Genomic DNA, 14,970 nt, shown 5'->3' on the forward strand with positions numbered 1-14,970 from the left:
AGAATTTTCACCAACAAGATCATTTAGAGGTCACGCTGGAGCAAAAAACAAAGGTAAAAAATAAGAAGCAATGGGAGTTCGTAAAAGAGAAACAGCAGATGCAAGAAAAGAGGCTAATAAGTCTATAGCTTTTGCAAAATTGAATAACTGCCCTACTTCACCTAGAAAAATGCGCTTAGTAGCAGACTTGGTAAGAGGTCAGAAAGTGGAAAGAGCTTTAAATATATTAAGATTTAGCTCAAAAGAAGCTTCAAGAAAATTAGAAAAATTAGTATTATCTGCAATCAATAATTGGGAGCAGAAAAATACTGAAGGAAATGTTTCAGAAGCAGGCTTGTTTATAAAAGAAATCCGTGTTGATGGTGGAATGATGTTAAAAAGACTTCGTCCGGCTCCACAAGGAAGAGCACATAGAATAAGAAAACGTTCAAACCACGTAACAATCGTGTTAGGAGCTAATGATAACACACAAAGCAATTAATTAAGATGGGACAAAAGACAAATCCAATAGGAAACAGACTTGGTATCATCAGAGGATGGGATTCAAACTGGTACGGTGGAAATGATTACGGTGATAAAATCGCTGAAGATTATAAAATCAGAAAGTATATTCATGCTCGTTTATCAAAAGCTAGTGTATCAAAAGTAATCATCGAGAGAACTTTAAAACTTGTAACCGTTACTATCACTACTGCAAGACCTGGTATTATTATCGGAAAAGGTGGCCAAGAGGTAGACAAGTTAAAAGAAGAACTTAAGAAAATTACAGACAAAGAGGTTCAGATCAACATCTTTGAAATTAAAAGACCTGAGTTAGACGCTTATTTAGTTGCAACAAGCATCGCTCGTCAAATCGAAAGCCGTATTTCATATAGAAGAGCTATTAAAATGGCTATTGCAGCGGCAATGCGTATGAATGCAGAAGGTATTAAGGTTTTGATTTCTGGTCGTTTGAATGGTGCTGAAATGGCACGTTCAGAAGGTTTTAAAGAAGGAAGAATTCCTTTGTCAACTTTCAGAGCTGATATTGATTACGCACTTGGTGAAGCTCATACTACTTATGGTAGAATGGGAATAAAAGTATGGATCATGAAAGGTGAGGTTTACGGAAAACGTGATTTATCTCCACTTGTTGGAATGGATAAAAAACAAGCTTCTGGTGGAAAAGGTGGAGACTCTCCAAGAGGAGATAGAAAACCTTACAACAAAGGTGGTAAACCAGATGCACGTAAAAGAAAGTAATTTTTTAAATTAAAGAAAAATGTTACAGCCTAAAAGAACAAAATACCGTAAGGTACAAAAAGGTAGAATGAAAGGTGTCTCTCAGAGAGGACATATGCTTTCAAGTGGAATGTTTGGAATTAAATCTGTACATGAAAATGGTATGTTTTTAACTTCACGTCAAATTGAGGCAGCGCGTATTGCTGCAACTCGTTTCATGAAAAGAGAAGGACAATTATGGATTAATATTTTCCCAGACAAACCTATAACAAAGAAACCTCTTGAGGTACGTATGGGTAAAGGTAAAGGTGCCGTTGAATATTGGGCTGCCGTTGTTAAACCCGGAAAAATTATGTTTGAAGTTGGAGGAGTTCCTTTGTCAGTTGCAAAAGAGGCGTTACGTCTTGCAGCGCAAAAGCTACCAGTTAAAACTAAGTTTGTTGTTGCTAGAGATTTCGAAGCATAATATATATAAATTATGAAACAATCAGAAGTTATTAGTCTTTCTACAGCTGAGTTACAAGTTAAACTTAGTGAAGTAAAAAAAACATATGCTGAATTAAAAACCGCTCACGCTATTTCACCAATTCAAAACCCTCTTCAAATCAGAACAATGAGAAGAGCGGTGGCTAGATTGGCAACTGAATTAAGCAAAAGAGAATTGTAATCTGCTGAAAGATGGAAGATAAAAGAAATTTAAGAAAAGAAAGAGTTGGTGTAGTTACTAGCAACAAAATGGAGAAATCTATTGTTGTTTCTGAGACAAGAAAAGTAAAACATCCATTATACGGTAAGTTCGTGTTGAAAACAAAAAAATACGTTGCACACGACGAAACAAATGACTGTAACATTGGTGATACAGTAAAGATCATGGAAACAAGACCTTTATCAAAATCAAAATGTTGGAGATTAGTTGAAATCATTGAAAGAGCGAAATAGTTATGGTACAACAGGAATCTAGATTAAAAGTAGCAGATAACACGGGAGCAAAAGAAGTTTTGACTATACGTGTTTTAGGAGGAACGAAACGTCGTTATGCCTCTGTTGGAGATAAAATTGTAGTATCAATTAAAGACGCAACACCGAACGGAAACGTTAAGAAAGGTGCCGTTTCAACTGCAGTTGTTGTACGTACCAAAAAAGAAGTGAGAAGAGCTGATGGTTCTTATATTCGTTTCGATGACAATGCTTGTGTTCTTTTGAATGCAGCAGGAGAAATGAGAGGAACTCGTGTTTTTGGTCCAGTAGCAAGAGAACTTCGTGAAAAACAATTCATGAAAATTGTATCATTAGCACCAGAGGTGCTTTAATTCGATTAATGATGACAAAGTTAAAAATAAAATCAGGTGACATTGTAAGAGTTATTGCTGGAGACCATAAAGGTTCAGAAGGTAAAGTTGTTAAAGTGAGCCGTGAGAATAATAAAGCGATTGTTGAAGGTACTAACATGGTTTCGAAACATACTAAACCAAGTGCAAAAAACCCTCAAGGAGGAATCGTAAAGAAAGAAGCTCCTATTCATATTTCTAATTTGTCTTTAATAGATCCAAAGTCTAAAGAAGCTACAAAAACTGGAACTAGAGTAGAAGGAGATAAGAAAGTGAGATTTTCTAAAAAATCAAATCAAGTATTATAGTTATGGCATATATCCCTAGACTAAAAGAAGAATATAAGAGCAGAGTTATTCCTGCTCTTAAAGAAGAGTTCGGTTACAAAAACGTAATGCAAGTTCCTAAACTTGAAAAAATCGTTATTAGCCGTGGAGTTGGTGCAGCTGTATCAGATAAAAAGTTAGTTGACTACGCAGTAGACGAATTAACAAAAATTACTGGTCAAAAAGCTTTAGCTACAATTTCCAAAAAAGACGTAGCGTCATTCAAATTAAGAAAAGGAATGCCTATTGGTGCAAAAGTTACTTTGCGTGGAGAAAGAATGTATGAGTTTTTAGATAGACTTATTACTTCAGCTTTACCTCGTGTAAGAGACTTTAGTGGTATCAAAGCTACTGGATTTGATGGAAGAGGAAATTATAACCTTGGAGTTTTGGAACAAATCATTTTCCCTGAAATTGATATTGATAAAGTAAACAAAATTTCAGGTATGGATATTACTTTTGTAACTTCAGCAGGTACCGATAAAGAAGCAAAATCATTATTAGCAGAATTAGGTTTACCTTTTAAAAAGAATTAAGACATGGCTAAAGAATCAATGAAAGCCCGCGAGGTTAAGAGAGAAAAAACAGTAGCAAAGTATGCTGAGAAGAGAAAAGCTTTATTAGAAGCTGGAGACTACGAAGGTTTACAAAAATTACCTAAAAATGCTTCACCAGTTCGTTTACATAATCGTTGTAAATTAACAGGTAGACCAAGAGGTTATATGCGTCAATTCGGTCTTTCACGTGTAACATTTCGTGAAATGGCTAACCAAGGATTAATTCCAGGAGTAAAGAAAGCTAGCTGGTAGTTAGTTTATTTCAGCAGATAATTGTACATTTGCCAGCTTTTTGCAGGTAACGTACAATTATCTGCTTTAAAAAATGAGTTTAATGGTTTCAGGTTCAGCGGAATAGTTCTTCTGAAAACCGTAGCCAAAATTTTATAAATATGTATACAGATCCAATTGCAGATTATCTTACGAGAGTTAGAAATGCAACGAAAGCAAACCACAAAGTGGTTGAGATTCCTGCTTCTAACATGAAAAAAGAAATCACAAAGATTTTATTCGATCAAGGATATATCTTAAGTTACAAATTTGAGGACAACTCTGTTCAGGGTTCAATCAAAATAGCTTTGAAGTATGATAAAGATACCAAAGAGGCAGTAATTAAAGATATCCAAAGAATTAGTAAACCAGGTTTACGTAAGTACGCAGGTGCTTCTAAATTACCAAGAATCTTAAATGGTTTGGGTATTGCTATTGTTTCTACATCAAAAGGATTGATGACAGGAAAACAAGCTAAGCAATTAAATGTTGGTGGAGAAGTAATTTGTTACGTATACTAATTAAAAGCTAAACGATGTCAAGAATAGGTAAAAATCCAGTTGCAATCCCTGCCGGAGTTACTGTAGAAGTAGCAGAAGGAGTGGTTACAGTTAAAGGAAAATTAGGTCAACTTACACAGGAGTTTTCGGACGTTACTGTTAAAATTGAAGAAGGTCAAGTTGTGGTAGAAAGATATTCTGATCACAAAGACCAAAGAGCTAAACATGGTTTGTACAGATCATTAATCAATAACATGATTGTTGGTGTATCGACTGGTTTCACTAAAGAATTAGAGCTTGTGGGTGTGGGATACAGAGCTTCGAATCAAGGTCAAAAACTTGATTTAGCTTTAGGTTTTTCTCATAATATCGTTCTAGAAGTCGCTAAAGAAGTTACTTTAGAAACAATTTCTGAGAAAGGTAAAAACCCTATCGTAAAACTTACTTCTTATGATAAACAACTTTTAGGTCAGGTTACTGCGAAAATTAGAAATTTCCGTCGTCCTGAGCCATACAAAGGAAAAGGTATCAAGTTTGTAGGTGAAGTATTAAGAAGAAAAGCGGGTAAATCAGCTTAAAAATAAAGATTATGTCATTATCAAAATCTGAAAGAAGACAGAGAATCCAGTATAGAATAAGAAAGATTGTTAGTGGTACTGCTGCTAGACCAAGACTTTCTGTATTCAGAAGTAATAAAGAAATCTATGCTCAGCTCATAGACGATGTAAATGGTGTTACTTTATTAGCTACTTCATCTAGAGATAAAGGAGTAGATAGTAAAGGTACAAGCGTAGAAGTTGCACAAACAGTTGGAAAACTTGTTGCAGAAAAAGCGTTGAAAGCCGGTATAGAAACAGTAACTTTCGATAGAGGAGGTTATTTATATCACGGTCGTATTAAATCATTAGCAGAAGGCGCAAGAGCAGCTGGACTTAAATTCTAATATAGTATGTCTAATAAATACAAGAATGTAGAGTTAGTAAAACCAAGTGGTCTTGAATTGAAAGATCGTTTGGTAAGTGTAAATCGTGTTACCAAAGTAACAAAAGGAGGTAGAGCTTTTGGCTTTTCTGCGATTGTTGTCGTTGGTGATGAAAATGGAGTAGTTGGTCATGGATTAGGAAAGTCTAAAGATGTTTCTGAAGCAATTGCGAAAGCAGTAGAAGATGCTAAGAAAAATTTAGTTAGAATTCCTTTAAGTGGACAATCAGTTCCTCACGAACAAAAAGGTAAATTTGGTGGTGCTCGTGTATTTTTAATGCCTGCATCTCATGGTACAGGAGTTATTGCTGGTGGTGCTGTTCGTTCAGTACTTGAATCAGTAGGTATTCATGATGTATTATCAAAATCTCAAGGTTCTTCTAATCCACACAACGTGGTTAAAGCAACTTTTGATGCATTACTACAAATGAGAAGCGCTCTTACTGTTGCAAAACAAAGAGGAGTTTCTTTAGAGAAAGTTTTTAAAGGTTAATTCAAGGAAATTATGGCTAAAGTATTAGTAAAACAAGTAAGAAGCAAAATCAATTGTCCACTCACTCAGAAAAGAGGTTTAGAAGCTTTAGGTCTTCGCAAAATGGGACAAGTTGTTGAGCATGATTCAAATCCAACTATCCTTGGAATGATAAATAAAGTTAAACACTTAGTTTCCGTAGAGGAAGTTAAATAACAATTATAGTTATGAATTTAAGTAACTTACAACCTGCTGAAGGTTCTACACACAATCAAAATAAAAGATTAGGTAGAGGAGAAGGTTCTGGTAAAGGTGGTACTTCTGCAAGAGGTCACAAAGGAGCAAAATCTCGTTCTGGTTATTCTAAGAAAATTGGTTTTGAAGGTGGTCAAATGCCACTTCAAAGACGTGTGCCTAAGTTTGGTTTCACGAACATTAACAGAATTGAGCATCAAGGTGTAAATCTTGACACTCTTCAAGCTTTAGTTGATAACGGAATCGTTACGGATACTGTAGATTTTTCAGTATTAGTTGAGAACCGTTTAGCTACCAAATCTGAATTAGTTAAGATTTTAGGTAGAGGTGAACTAAAAGCAAAATTAAAAGTATCTGCTCACAAATTTACTGCTACTGCAAAAGCTGCTATTGAAGCTGCTGGTGGAGAAGTTGTATTATTATAATATTCTGACTATATGAAGAATTTTATTGAATCGTTTAAGAATGTTTGGAAAATAGAGGAATTGAAAAACAGAATCTTGTTTACTTTAGGTTTACTTTTAGTTTATAGATTTGGTGCTCACGTAACTCTTCCTGGTATAGATGCAACACAGCTTGGAGGGCTTGCTGGTCAAACTAATAAAGGAATTGGTTCAATTCTTGACATGTTTACTGGCGGTGCTTTTTCTAAAGCTTCAGTTTTTGCATTAGGTATTATGCCTTACATTTCTGCTTCAATTGTTGTTCAGTTAATGGGTATTGCAATTCCTTATTTACAAAAATTACAAAAGGATGGTGAAAGTGGTAGAAAAAAGTTAAACCAAATTACACGTTGGTTAACAATTGGTATCACTTTGCTTCAAGGTCCAGGTTATATTTATAATTTGTATAGAACAATCCCAAGTAGTGCATTTTTGTTAGGTTTTGATTCTTTTTCATTCTTATTTTCATCAGTTTTAATTTTAACTACAGGTACAATTTTTGCTATGTGGTTGGGAGAAAAAATAACTGATAAAGGGATTGGAAACGGGATATCTCTATTAATTATGGTCGGAATTTTAGCAAGATTACCACAAGCTTTGATTCAAGAATTCACTTCAAGAGTTACCAATAATAATGGTGGTCCGATGATTTTAGTTTTAGAAATTATTGTTTGGTTATTAGTAATTATTGCTTGTGTACTTTTAGTAATGGCAATTAGAAAAATACCTGTACAATACGCTCGTAGAACTACTTCTGGTGATTTTGAACAAGATATGATGGGTGGAAACAGACAATGGATTCCATTAAAATTAAATGCAGCAGGTGTTATGCCTATCATATTTGCTCAAGCAATTATGTTTATTCCTGCAGCTCTAGCTGGTTTGTCTCAATCTGAAACTTCCCAAACTATTGCAGGAGCATTTAGTAATATGTTCGGATTTTGGTATAATTTAGTATTTGCTACATTAATCATTGTCTTTACATTCTTTTATACGGCAATTACAGTTCCAACTAATAAAATGGCTGATGATTTAAAGAGAAGCGGTGGTTTCATTCCAGGTATAAAACCAGGAGTTGATACAGCAGATTTTCTTGATAAAATCATGTCTTTAGTAACTTTTCCAGGTTCGTTATTCTTAGCTTTAATAGCTGTGTTCCCAGCAATTGTAGTAAGTTTAGATGTACAACAATCTTGGGCTATGTTCTATGGAGGAACTTCTTTAATCATTATGGTTGGAGTTGCAATTGATACTATTCAACAAATAAATTCTTATTTATTGAATAAGCATTATGATGGTTTGATGAAAAGTGGTAAAAATAGAAAAGCAGTAGCTTAATCTTTTATGGCAAAGCAATCAGCAATAGAACAAGACGGATCAATAATTGAAGCATTATCAAATGCAATGTTCCGTGTAGAATTAGAAAACGGACATATCGTTATCGCACACATTTCTGGAAAAATGCGTATGCATTACATTAAATTGTTACCTGGTGACAAAGTAAAACTAGAAATGAGTCCTTATGATTTGTCTAAAGCAAGAATCACTTACAGATACTAAAGTTATTAAAAAATGAAAGTAAGAACATCAGTAAAGAAAAGAAGCGCAGAATGTAAGATTGTGCGTAGAAAAGGAAGATTATACGTTATTAACAAAAAGAATCCTAGATTTAAACAAAGACAAGGATAATTATGGCAAGAATAGCTGGGGTAGATATACCTAAAAACAAAAGAGGTGTTATAGCACTTACCTATATCTTCGGAGTAGGAAAAAGTAGAGCTATTGAGATTTTAGAAAAAGCTCAAGTAAGCCAAGATACTAAAGTTCAAGATTGGAATGATGACCAAATCGGAGCAATTCGTGAGGCTGTATCATATTACAAAATTGAAGGAGAACTTCGTTCAGAAACTTCATTAAACATTAAACGTTTAATGGATATCGGATGTTACAGAGGAATTCGTCATAGATCTGGTCTTCCATTAAGAGGACAAAGAACTAAAAACAATTCTAGAACAAGAAAAGGTAAGAGAAAAACTGTTGCTAACAAGAAAAAAGCAACTAAATAGTAAGTAATATGGCTAAAGCAAGTACAAAAAAACGTAAGGTTATTATTGAATCTACAGGCGAAGCTCATATTAGTGCTACCTTCAATAACATCATCATTTCTTTGACTAACAAGAAAGGTGAAGTAATTTCTTGGTCTTCTGCAGGAAAAATGGGCTTTAGAGGTTCTAAAAAGAACACTCCATACGCAGCTCAAATGGCAGCCGAAGATTGTGGTAAAGTAGCATTAGAAGCTGGTTTGAAAAAAGTAAAAGTTTATGTAAAAGGTCCAGGTAATGGAAGAGAATCTGCTATCAGATCTTTACATAATAGCGGAATTGAAGTAACAGAAATTATTGACGTTACTCCAATGCCACATAATGGATGTCGTCCTCCTAAAAGACGTAGAGTATAATTTATAGTATAACAAAGATAGAATTAAGATTATCGAAGGATTTAGACCTGAATTCATAATCTCTATCTAAAAACAATTTAAAATGGCAAGATATACTGGTCCTAGTACTAAAATTGCTCGTAAATTTGGCGAAGCAATCTTCGGAGCTGATAAAGCATTCGAAAAAAGAAATTATCCTCCTGGGCAACATGGTATGTCTAAAAAAAGAGGTAAAAAATCAGAATACGCAGTGCAGTTGATGGAAAAGCAAAAAGCTAAGTACACTTACGGTATTCTTGAAAAACAATTTAGAAACTTATTCGAAAAAGCAGCTGCTTCTAAAGGTGTAACAGGTGAAATCCTTTTGCAATTATGCGAAGCTCGTTTGGACAACGTTGTTTATAGAATGGGAATTGCTTCTACTAGAAGAGCAGCAAGACAAATTGTTTCTCACCGTCACATTACTGTTAATGGTGAATTAGTAAATATTCCATCATATCACTTAAAACCAGGTGATGTTGTGGCTGTTCGTGAAAAATCTAAATCTTTAGAGTCTATCGAGCGTTCATTATCTAATTCTAGTCACGTTTACGAGTGGATCACTTGGAACAATGACACTAAACAAGGTACTTTCGTTTCAGTTCCTGCAAGATTGCAAATTACTGAAAACATCAAAGAACAATTAATCGTAGAGTTGTACAACAAATAATAATTGACACCAGTCTAAAATTATGGCAATATTTAATTTTCAGAAACCCGATAAGGTTATCATGATCGATTCAACCGATTTTGAAGGTAAGTTTGAATTCAGACCTTTAGAACCAGGATACGGATTGACAGTTGGTAATGCGCTAAGAAGAGTTTTACTCTCTGCTTTAGAAGGTTACGCAATTACATCTATAAGAATAGAAGGTGTTGAGCACGAGTTTTCAACTATCTCAGGTGTTGTTGAAGATGTTACAGAAATTATCCTAAGTCTTAAACAAGTACGTTTCAAACGTCAGATAGAAGACATAGATAATGAATCTGTTACTATTTCTTTAACAGGTAAAGAGCAAATCACAGCTGGTGACTTCCAAAAATTTATTTCTGGTTTCCAAGTTTTGAACCCTGAATTAGTAATCTGTAATCTTGACCCAAAAGTTAATTTCAATATGGAATTAACAATTGAAAAAGGTAGAGGATATGTTCCTGCAGAAGAAAATAAAAAACAAAACGCAGCTATTGGTACAATCTTTACAGATTCTATTTTCACTCCTGTGAAAAATGTGAAATACGCTATTGAAAACTTCCGTGTAGAGCAAAAAACAGATTATGAAAAATTAGTTTTTGAAATTAAAACTGATGGTTCTATTAATCCAAAAGACGCTCTTACCGAAGCTGCAAAAGTATTAATTCACCACTTCATGTTATTCTCAGATGAGAGAATTACGCTAGAAGCTGACGAAATCGCTCAAACAGATTCTTATGATGAAGAATCATTACATATGAGACAATTGCTTAAAACTAAGCTTGTTGATATGGATTTATCTGTAAGAGCATTAAATTGCTTAAAAGCAGCTGAAGTTGATACATTAGGAGACCTTGTCTCTTTTAACAAACACGACTTAATGAAGTTCCGTAACTTCGGTAAAAAATCTTTAACAGAACTAGACGAACTAGTAGCTATTAAAAATTTAACATTCGGAATGGATTTGTCAAAATATAAATTAGATAAAGACTAGTTCTTTATTCAAGTTAAATAGCATTTAAAATGAGACACGGAAAAAAATTCAATCACTTAAGCAGACAGACTGGACATAGAAAATCTATGTTAGCTAATATGGCTTGTTCACTTATTGAGCACAAACGTATTAACACAACTGTTGCCAAAGCAAAAGCACTTAAACAATTCGTTGAGCCGCTTATAACAAAATCAAAAGAAGATACTACTCACAACAGACGTATCGTTTTCGCTTACCTACGTAACAAATATGGCGTTACTGAACTTTTTAGAGAAGTAGCTGCTAAAGTTGGTGATCGTCCAGGTGGATATACTCGTATCATCAAAGTTGGAAACCGTTTAGGTGATAACGCTGATATGGCTATGATCGAATTAGTAGATTTCAATGAAATTTACAACGGTGGTAAAAAAGAAGAGAAAAAAGCTAAAAGCCGTCGTGGTGGTAAAGCTAAAAAATCTGAAACTCCTGCAACTGAAACTTCAGCACCTGAAGCTGCTGCAGAAGAAACTACCGATTCAGCAGAATAATGAATTCAATTTCATAAATATAAAGGATAAGCTTTCTAGTTTATCCTTTTTTTTATGTCTAATCTAAATTTGTTATCGAGAATGTAGGTTGAGCGAATGGTTAGGGCATCTTTAGCAAACCATATTCCTGCTTTCCATTCCAATCTCACCAAAAAAAGGTGAGGATTTCCACTCCAATCAGGGCTAAAAAGGTATCTATTGGAATGTTTATAAACTTTATTAAATCAACTTTAGAATTATAAAAGTTTATCTTAAATTTGCAACACAACAACAAACTACTTTTCACTAACTACAACTAATGAAATACACAACACAACCACAAGCCATCCTACTTCTAGCCGACGGAACAATATTCTACGGAAAATCTATCGGAATTTCAGGCACAACTTTCGGTGAAGTTTGCTTCAATACAGGAATGACAGGTTATCAGGAAATTTTTACCGATCCATCTTATTTCGGTCAAATAATGGTAGCAACTAATCCACATATTGGAAATTATGGAGTTAACGTCAACGAAGTAGAATCCGATAAAATAATGATTTCTGGATTAGTATGTAAAAACTTTAGCTTCAATCACTCGCGTCCCGATTCTGAAAGCAATCTTTTTGATTACTTTAAAAAGCAAAATCTAATCTGCATTTCAGATGTAGATACACGAGCTTTAGTAAGTTATATTCGAGATAATGGAGCACAAAATTCGGTAATATCAACCGATGGAACTTCAATAGAAGAATTAAAAAAACAATTGGCAAATGTTCCTAATATGGAAGGATTAGAATTAGCTTCTACAGTCTCTACCAAACAACCTTATTTTTATGGAAATGAAAATGCAACTTATAAAATCTCAGCTCTAGATTTAGGAATAAAAAGAAATATATTAAGAAATCTTGCTAAGAGAGATTGCTACATAAAAGTATTCCCATACAACACATCATTTGAAGATTTAAAAGCCTTCAATCCAGATGGATATTTTTTATCAAATGGTCCAGGCGATCCAGAACCACTTGAGCAAGTTCAAGAAACTGCAAAACAAATTATTGCCTCAGATAAACCAGTTTTTGGGATATGTCTTGGGCATCAAATTATCGGTTTGGCTAATGGAGTTTCAACCTATAAAATGTTTAATGGTCACCGTGGAATTAATCATCCAGTGATGAATATAGAAACCGGTAAAGGTGAAATTACATCTCAAAACCATGGTTTTGCTGTAAACAGAGAAGAGCTAGAGAATCATCATGATTTAGAAATCACTCATTATCATATCAATGACAATACAGTAGCTGGAATGAGAATGAAATCTAAAAATTGTTTCTCTGTGCAATACCATCCAGAGGCAAGTCCTGGTCCGCATGATTCAGCTTACCTATTTGATGAATTTATAGAAAACATTAAGAAAGAAAAATTACAAACAGTATAAAAAAACGGATGCAATTGCATCCGTTTTTTGTTTAGTCATTAAAGGTATAACTCTCATAAATATCAGTGAATTTAATATTGTTTTTTAAGAAAGTTCTGTTCACAACAAACCAATTGTTATACATAATTTTTTTATTTTTCTGAATCACATCAAGCATATCAAACAAGGCATTTTTCTTTAAATTATATGATTTTACCGCCAAGTTGTAACGGTCTATGCTTTCTTTTGAATTGTTGTTTGGCATTTTTTTAAGTTTTTGTAAACTAGTATATTCATTTGCAAAATCATTAAATAAAGGTATTATTTTCTTTTTCTGTGAATAGATAAAATTTGAATAAGCAATGTTTTCACTATTAAGTGAAGTGTCATTAAAAATAGATTTATATTGACTTGTTTTTAAAAGTACTTCTTGGTAAACATTGTCTAATGCATTTATACATGCTGTAAAGTCATCTTTGCTAACGTTTATTATAGAAGCATTTAGTTTTTCGTCAATTACATTAATTTTATAAAAAAGCACATTTTGATAAGCATTATACTCTAAAATAGTATTACTGCCAAGATTTTTAAAATTGAAATTATTCATTTTTGCAAATTCTTTTTTGCTTATCTCGAATCGTTTTAGCTCTTCAAAATATCCTATTAAAGCAAGATCTCTTTCTTTTAGATTTGCACTTATTTCACTTACACTATTTTGCGATTGTGAGGTATAGTCATTCATAATTAAAGTGCCATTGCTTAAGCATTCAATAGTTTTTTCATTCATTTTTAAAAAGCTATCTCTTAACAAAGTATTTTTCTCAAACCCTTTATCATTTTGCTTAATGTTTGCATTAATACTTTTTAATTTTTCAGTAATCCTAGTAGATGTGGCTAAAGACCTACTCTCCATTTGATTTTCTATTATGGTATTTGAATATTCAATTAATGATTTTTTTATGAAAAGTTCATTCTTTGCAAAATCATCTATATAGGCTTTTAGAGTTCTATATCCAGCAGATTTTATTTCTTGCGAATGAGAAAATGTTGGTAAAATGAAAAGAAATAGTACAAACCAATTTAGGGTTAGTAAATAGTTTTTTTGACGGATTGTAGTAATAGATTTTTTCATGATAATAACTTTTAATATTTAATGTAAAATTACCAGCAACATTGATCTAAAATGTTACAAATAAACATTTTAAACTTACATAATTAAAATTCTTATTGTGACTTTTTAAATTTCACAATCCAAATTTTAATATTAGCTAGCCTAATATGTACGATAAAAAATAGTAAAAGGTTGTTTTTAATAATGTTAAAAACATAAAATTATCAATTAAAAAAGGTTTCTTGCTTATTTAGAAATCCTTTTGTTATTAATCTAGATTGGTGAATTTTTCATAGAGATTTTCAAATTCAATATTGTTTTTTAAAAACTGACTGTTTGTAAAATACCAACGGTTAAGTAGTTCTTTCTTTTTTATTTGAATTTCATATAACGCATTAAAAAAATTATTTTTGATTTCATTATAGCGCCTTACTTCTGCATTGTAATCCTCAATTTTCATAACAGTATTTGGTTCCATAAACGTTGCTTTCGTTTTTTGAAAATCATCATAAACTGTTACGTATTTTTGATATAACGGAAGTAATTTTTCGTTTTGTAAAAGCATAAAATTGATAAGCTCAATATTGGCATCGTTAAGAGAAGTATCGGTGAAATCGTCTTTAAAAAGATCGGTTTTGATCAATGATTCCTGACTTACATTTGTCATGAAATTAATACATTCAACAACATCATCTTCTTTTCTGTATTTTAATAACTGAACTAATTTATCATCTAGAACATTTAATTTATAGAAAATCAAATTTTGATAAGCATTGTATTCAAAGACATTTATTTTATTAAAGTTGCGAATGTTAATTTTGTATTTAAGTCCAAATTCTTTTTTTGCATTCTCATAACCAAGTATTTCAGAATAATATTTAGAAATTTCATATTCTTTATAAGAAAAATTTTTAAATATTTCAGAGTAGTCTAAGCCGCTTTGTGCATTGTAATCATTAAGTTTTAATGACTTGTTTTTTAAAAGTGTTATGGTTTTAGTGTTCAATTTAATGAAGGCATCTCTTAAAGTTGTGTCGTTATTAATGCCACGATCATTGCTCATTAAATTTACATTGATGTCCTCTAGTTTTAAATATATTCGTTCTAATGTGTTTTGAATTCTATCATCTGGACTTGCATCAATAATTGAAGTTGAATATTCCATTAACGATTCTTTTACAAACAGTTCGTTTTTACCAAAGTCATTAATGTATGCTTTAGCATTTCTATAATTTTGAGCATTTGCATTTGAACAAAAACAAAAAAATAGGGCAAGGCAAAATTTATAATAAAATGATTGCACTGTAGATTTTTGAAAAAAGATACAATTTTTCATGAGATATAACAAAATGATAATTTGACACCATAAAAATAGTCATAACTTTTAGATTCACAAAGCGTTATTATCTTTTAAGTGCAAAT

Annotated in this window: 26 protein-coding genes; 24 read left to right on the forward strand and 2 right to left on the reverse strand. The window is 32.6% G+C overall.

The features are described 5' to 3' along the window. The first annotated feature begins 70 nt into the window (after positions 1 to 70). The 24 genes from rplV (at position 71) to carA (ending at position 12,458) form a co-directional block, all read left to right on the forward strand. Positions 71 to 481, forward strand: coding sequence for a 50S ribosomal protein L22 (rplV, locus tag ACH2CG_RS10060; protein ID WP_395064756.1), 411 nt, complete (start codon positions 71 to 73; stop codon positions 479 to 481). Positions 482 to 486: 5 nt separating this feature from the next. Next, complete coding sequence (gene rpsC / locus ACH2CG_RS10065) at positions 487 to 1,242, forward strand: 30S ribosomal protein S3 (RefSeq protein WP_395064758.1); 756 nt, start codon at positions 487 to 489, stop codon at positions 1,240 to 1,242. A 19-nt stretch (positions 1,243 to 1,261) separates the two neighbouring features. After that, positions 1,262 to 1,687 (forward strand): 50S ribosomal protein L16, encoded by a 426-nt coding sequence (gene rplP / locus ACH2CG_RS10070; protein WP_395064760.1) that lies wholly within the window; start codon positions 1,262 to 1,264, stop codon positions 1,685 to 1,687. A gap of 12 nt (positions 1,688 to 1,699) precedes the next feature. Beyond that, on the forward strand, positions 1,700 to 1,888 hold the full coding sequence (gene rpmC, locus ACH2CG_RS10075; protein WP_395064762.1) for a 50S ribosomal protein L29: 189 nt from the start codon (positions 1,700 to 1,702) through the stop codon (positions 1,886 to 1,888). 11 nt (positions 1,889 to 1,899) lie between these two features. Beyond that, positions 1,900 to 2,160: a 30S ribosomal protein S17 gene (rpsQ, locus tag ACH2CG_RS10080; RefSeq protein WP_395064764.1), complete on the forward strand. Its 261-nt coding sequence runs from the start codon at positions 1,900 to 1,902 to the stop codon at positions 2,158 to 2,160. Between the two features lie 2 nt (positions 2,161 to 2,162). After that, positions 2,163 to 2,531 (forward strand): 50S ribosomal protein L14, encoded by a 369-nt coding sequence (rplN, locus tag ACH2CG_RS10085; RefSeq protein ID WP_007803649.1) that lies wholly within the window; start codon positions 2,163 to 2,165, stop codon positions 2,529 to 2,531. Between the two features lie 11 nt (positions 2,532 to 2,542). Then, the gene (gene rplX / locus ACH2CG_RS10090) at positions 2,543 to 2,857 is read left to right on the forward strand and encodes a 50S ribosomal protein L24 (protein WP_395064914.1); all 315 of its coding nucleotides are present in this window, start codon (positions 2,543 to 2,545) and stop codon (positions 2,855 to 2,857) included. Positions 2,858 to 2,859: 2 nt separating this feature from the next. Then, complete coding sequence (rplE, locus tag ACH2CG_RS10095; protein ID WP_395064766.1) at positions 2,860 to 3,411, forward strand: 50S ribosomal protein L5; 552 nt, start codon at positions 2,860 to 2,862, stop codon at positions 3,409 to 3,411. Positions 3,412 to 3,414: 3 nt separating this feature from the next. Then, a complete protein-coding gene (gene rpsN, locus ACH2CG_RS10100) occupies positions 3,415 to 3,684 on the forward strand; it encodes a 30S ribosomal protein S14 (protein WP_035125659.1) in 270 nt (89 codons plus the stop codon). 140 nt (positions 3,685 to 3,824) lie between these two features. Next, entirely contained in the window at positions 3,825 to 4,223 is a 399-nt protein-coding gene (rpsH, locus tag ACH2CG_RS10105; protein WP_395064769.1) for a 30S ribosomal protein S8, read from the forward strand. Positions 4,224 to 4,237: 14 nt separating this feature from the next. Beyond that, complete coding sequence (gene rplF, locus ACH2CG_RS10110; RefSeq protein WP_395064771.1) at positions 4,238 to 4,780, forward strand: 50S ribosomal protein L6; 543 nt, start codon at positions 4,238 to 4,240, stop codon at positions 4,778 to 4,780. 11 nt (positions 4,781 to 4,791) lie between these two features. Continuing rightward, positions 4,792 to 5,145, forward strand: a complete 354-nt coding sequence (gene rplR / locus ACH2CG_RS10115; RefSeq protein ID WP_395064773.1) for a 50S ribosomal protein L18 — start codon at positions 4,792 to 4,794, stop codon at positions 5,143 to 5,145. 6 nt (positions 5,146 to 5,151) lie between these two features. Beyond that, entirely contained in the window at positions 5,152 to 5,676 is a 525-nt protein-coding gene (gene rpsE, locus ACH2CG_RS10120; protein ID WP_395064775.1) for a 30S ribosomal protein S5, read from the forward strand. A gap of 12 nt (positions 5,677 to 5,688) precedes the next feature. Next, positions 5,689 to 5,871, forward strand: a complete 183-nt coding sequence (gene rpmD, locus ACH2CG_RS10125; RefSeq protein ID WP_395064777.1) for a 50S ribosomal protein L30 — start codon at positions 5,689 to 5,691, stop codon at positions 5,869 to 5,871. A gap of 11 nt (positions 5,872 to 5,882) precedes the next feature. Further along, a complete protein-coding gene (rplO, locus tag ACH2CG_RS10130; RefSeq protein ID WP_395064779.1) occupies positions 5,883 to 6,335 on the forward strand; it encodes a 50S ribosomal protein L15 in 453 nt (150 codons plus the stop codon). Between the two features lie 12 nt (positions 6,336 to 6,347). Next, positions 6,348 to 7,691: a preprotein translocase subunit SecY gene (secY, locus tag ACH2CG_RS10135; protein WP_395064781.1), complete on the forward strand. Its 1,344-nt coding sequence runs from the start codon at positions 6,348 to 6,350 to the stop codon at positions 7,689 to 7,691. 6 nt (positions 7,692 to 7,697) lie between these two features. After that, positions 7,698 to 7,913, forward strand: a complete 216-nt coding sequence (gene infA, locus ACH2CG_RS10140; RefSeq protein ID WP_007136545.1) for a translation initiation factor IF-1 — start codon at positions 7,698 to 7,700, stop codon at positions 7,911 to 7,913. A 12-nt stretch (positions 7,914 to 7,925) separates the two neighbouring features. After that, positions 7,926 to 8,042, forward strand: a complete 117-nt coding sequence (gene ykgO / locus ACH2CG_RS10145) for a type B 50S ribosomal protein L36 (protein ID WP_081932050.1) — start codon at positions 7,926 to 7,928, stop codon at positions 8,040 to 8,042. A 2-nt stretch (positions 8,043 to 8,044) separates the two neighbouring features. Further along, positions 8,045 to 8,419 carry a 30S ribosomal protein S13 gene (rpsM, locus tag ACH2CG_RS10150; RefSeq protein ID WP_395064783.1) on the forward strand — a complete coding sequence of 125 codons (375 nt, stop codon included), beginning with the start codon at positions 8,045 to 8,047 and terminating at the stop codon, positions 8,417 to 8,419. Positions 8,420 to 8,427: 8 nt separating this feature from the next. Continuing rightward, entirely contained in the window at positions 8,428 to 8,811 is a 384-nt protein-coding gene (gene rpsK, locus ACH2CG_RS10155; protein ID WP_395064785.1) for a 30S ribosomal protein S11, read from the forward strand. Positions 8,812 to 8,893: 82 nt separating this feature from the next. Further along, entirely contained in the window at positions 8,894 to 9,499 is a 606-nt protein-coding gene (gene rpsD / locus ACH2CG_RS10160) for a 30S ribosomal protein S4 (RefSeq protein WP_395064787.1), read from the forward strand. Between the two features lie 22 nt (positions 9,500 to 9,521). Continuing rightward, entirely contained in the window at positions 9,522 to 10,514 is a 993-nt protein-coding gene (locus tag ACH2CG_RS10165) for a DNA-directed RNA polymerase subunit alpha (protein WP_395064789.1), read from the forward strand. Between the two features lie 29 nt (positions 10,515 to 10,543). Next, positions 10,544 to 11,041, forward strand: a complete 498-nt coding sequence (gene rplQ, locus ACH2CG_RS10170) for a 50S ribosomal protein L17 (protein WP_395064791.1) — start codon at positions 10,544 to 10,546, stop codon at positions 11,039 to 11,041. A 298-nt stretch (positions 11,042 to 11,339) separates the two neighbouring features. Continuing rightward, on the forward strand, positions 11,340 to 12,458 hold the full coding sequence (carA, locus tag ACH2CG_RS10175; RefSeq protein WP_395064793.1) for a glutamine-hydrolyzing carbamoyl-phosphate synthase small subunit: 1,119 nt from the start codon (positions 11,340 to 11,342) through the stop codon (positions 12,456 to 12,458). Positions 12,459 to 12,489: 31 nt separating this feature from the next. Here carA and ACH2CG_RS10180 read toward each other — a convergent pair whose 3' ends face one another. After that, positions 12,490 to 13,569, reverse strand: a complete 1,080-nt coding sequence (locus ACH2CG_RS10180) for a hypothetical protein (protein ID WP_395064795.1) — start codon at positions 13,567 to 13,569, stop codon at positions 12,490 to 12,492. Between the two features lie 247 nt (positions 13,570 to 13,816). After that, positions 13,817 to 14,713, reverse strand: a complete 897-nt coding sequence (locus ACH2CG_RS10185; RefSeq protein ID WP_395064797.1) for a hypothetical protein — start codon at positions 14,711 to 14,713, stop codon at positions 13,817 to 13,819. Positions 14,714 to 14,970 lie beyond the last annotated feature (257 nt).

It is taken from the genome of Flavobacterium sp., from assembly GCF_043778725.1.
Classification (GTDB): domain Bacteria; phylum Bacteroidota; class Bacteroidia; order Flavobacteriales; family Flavobacteriaceae; genus Flavobacterium.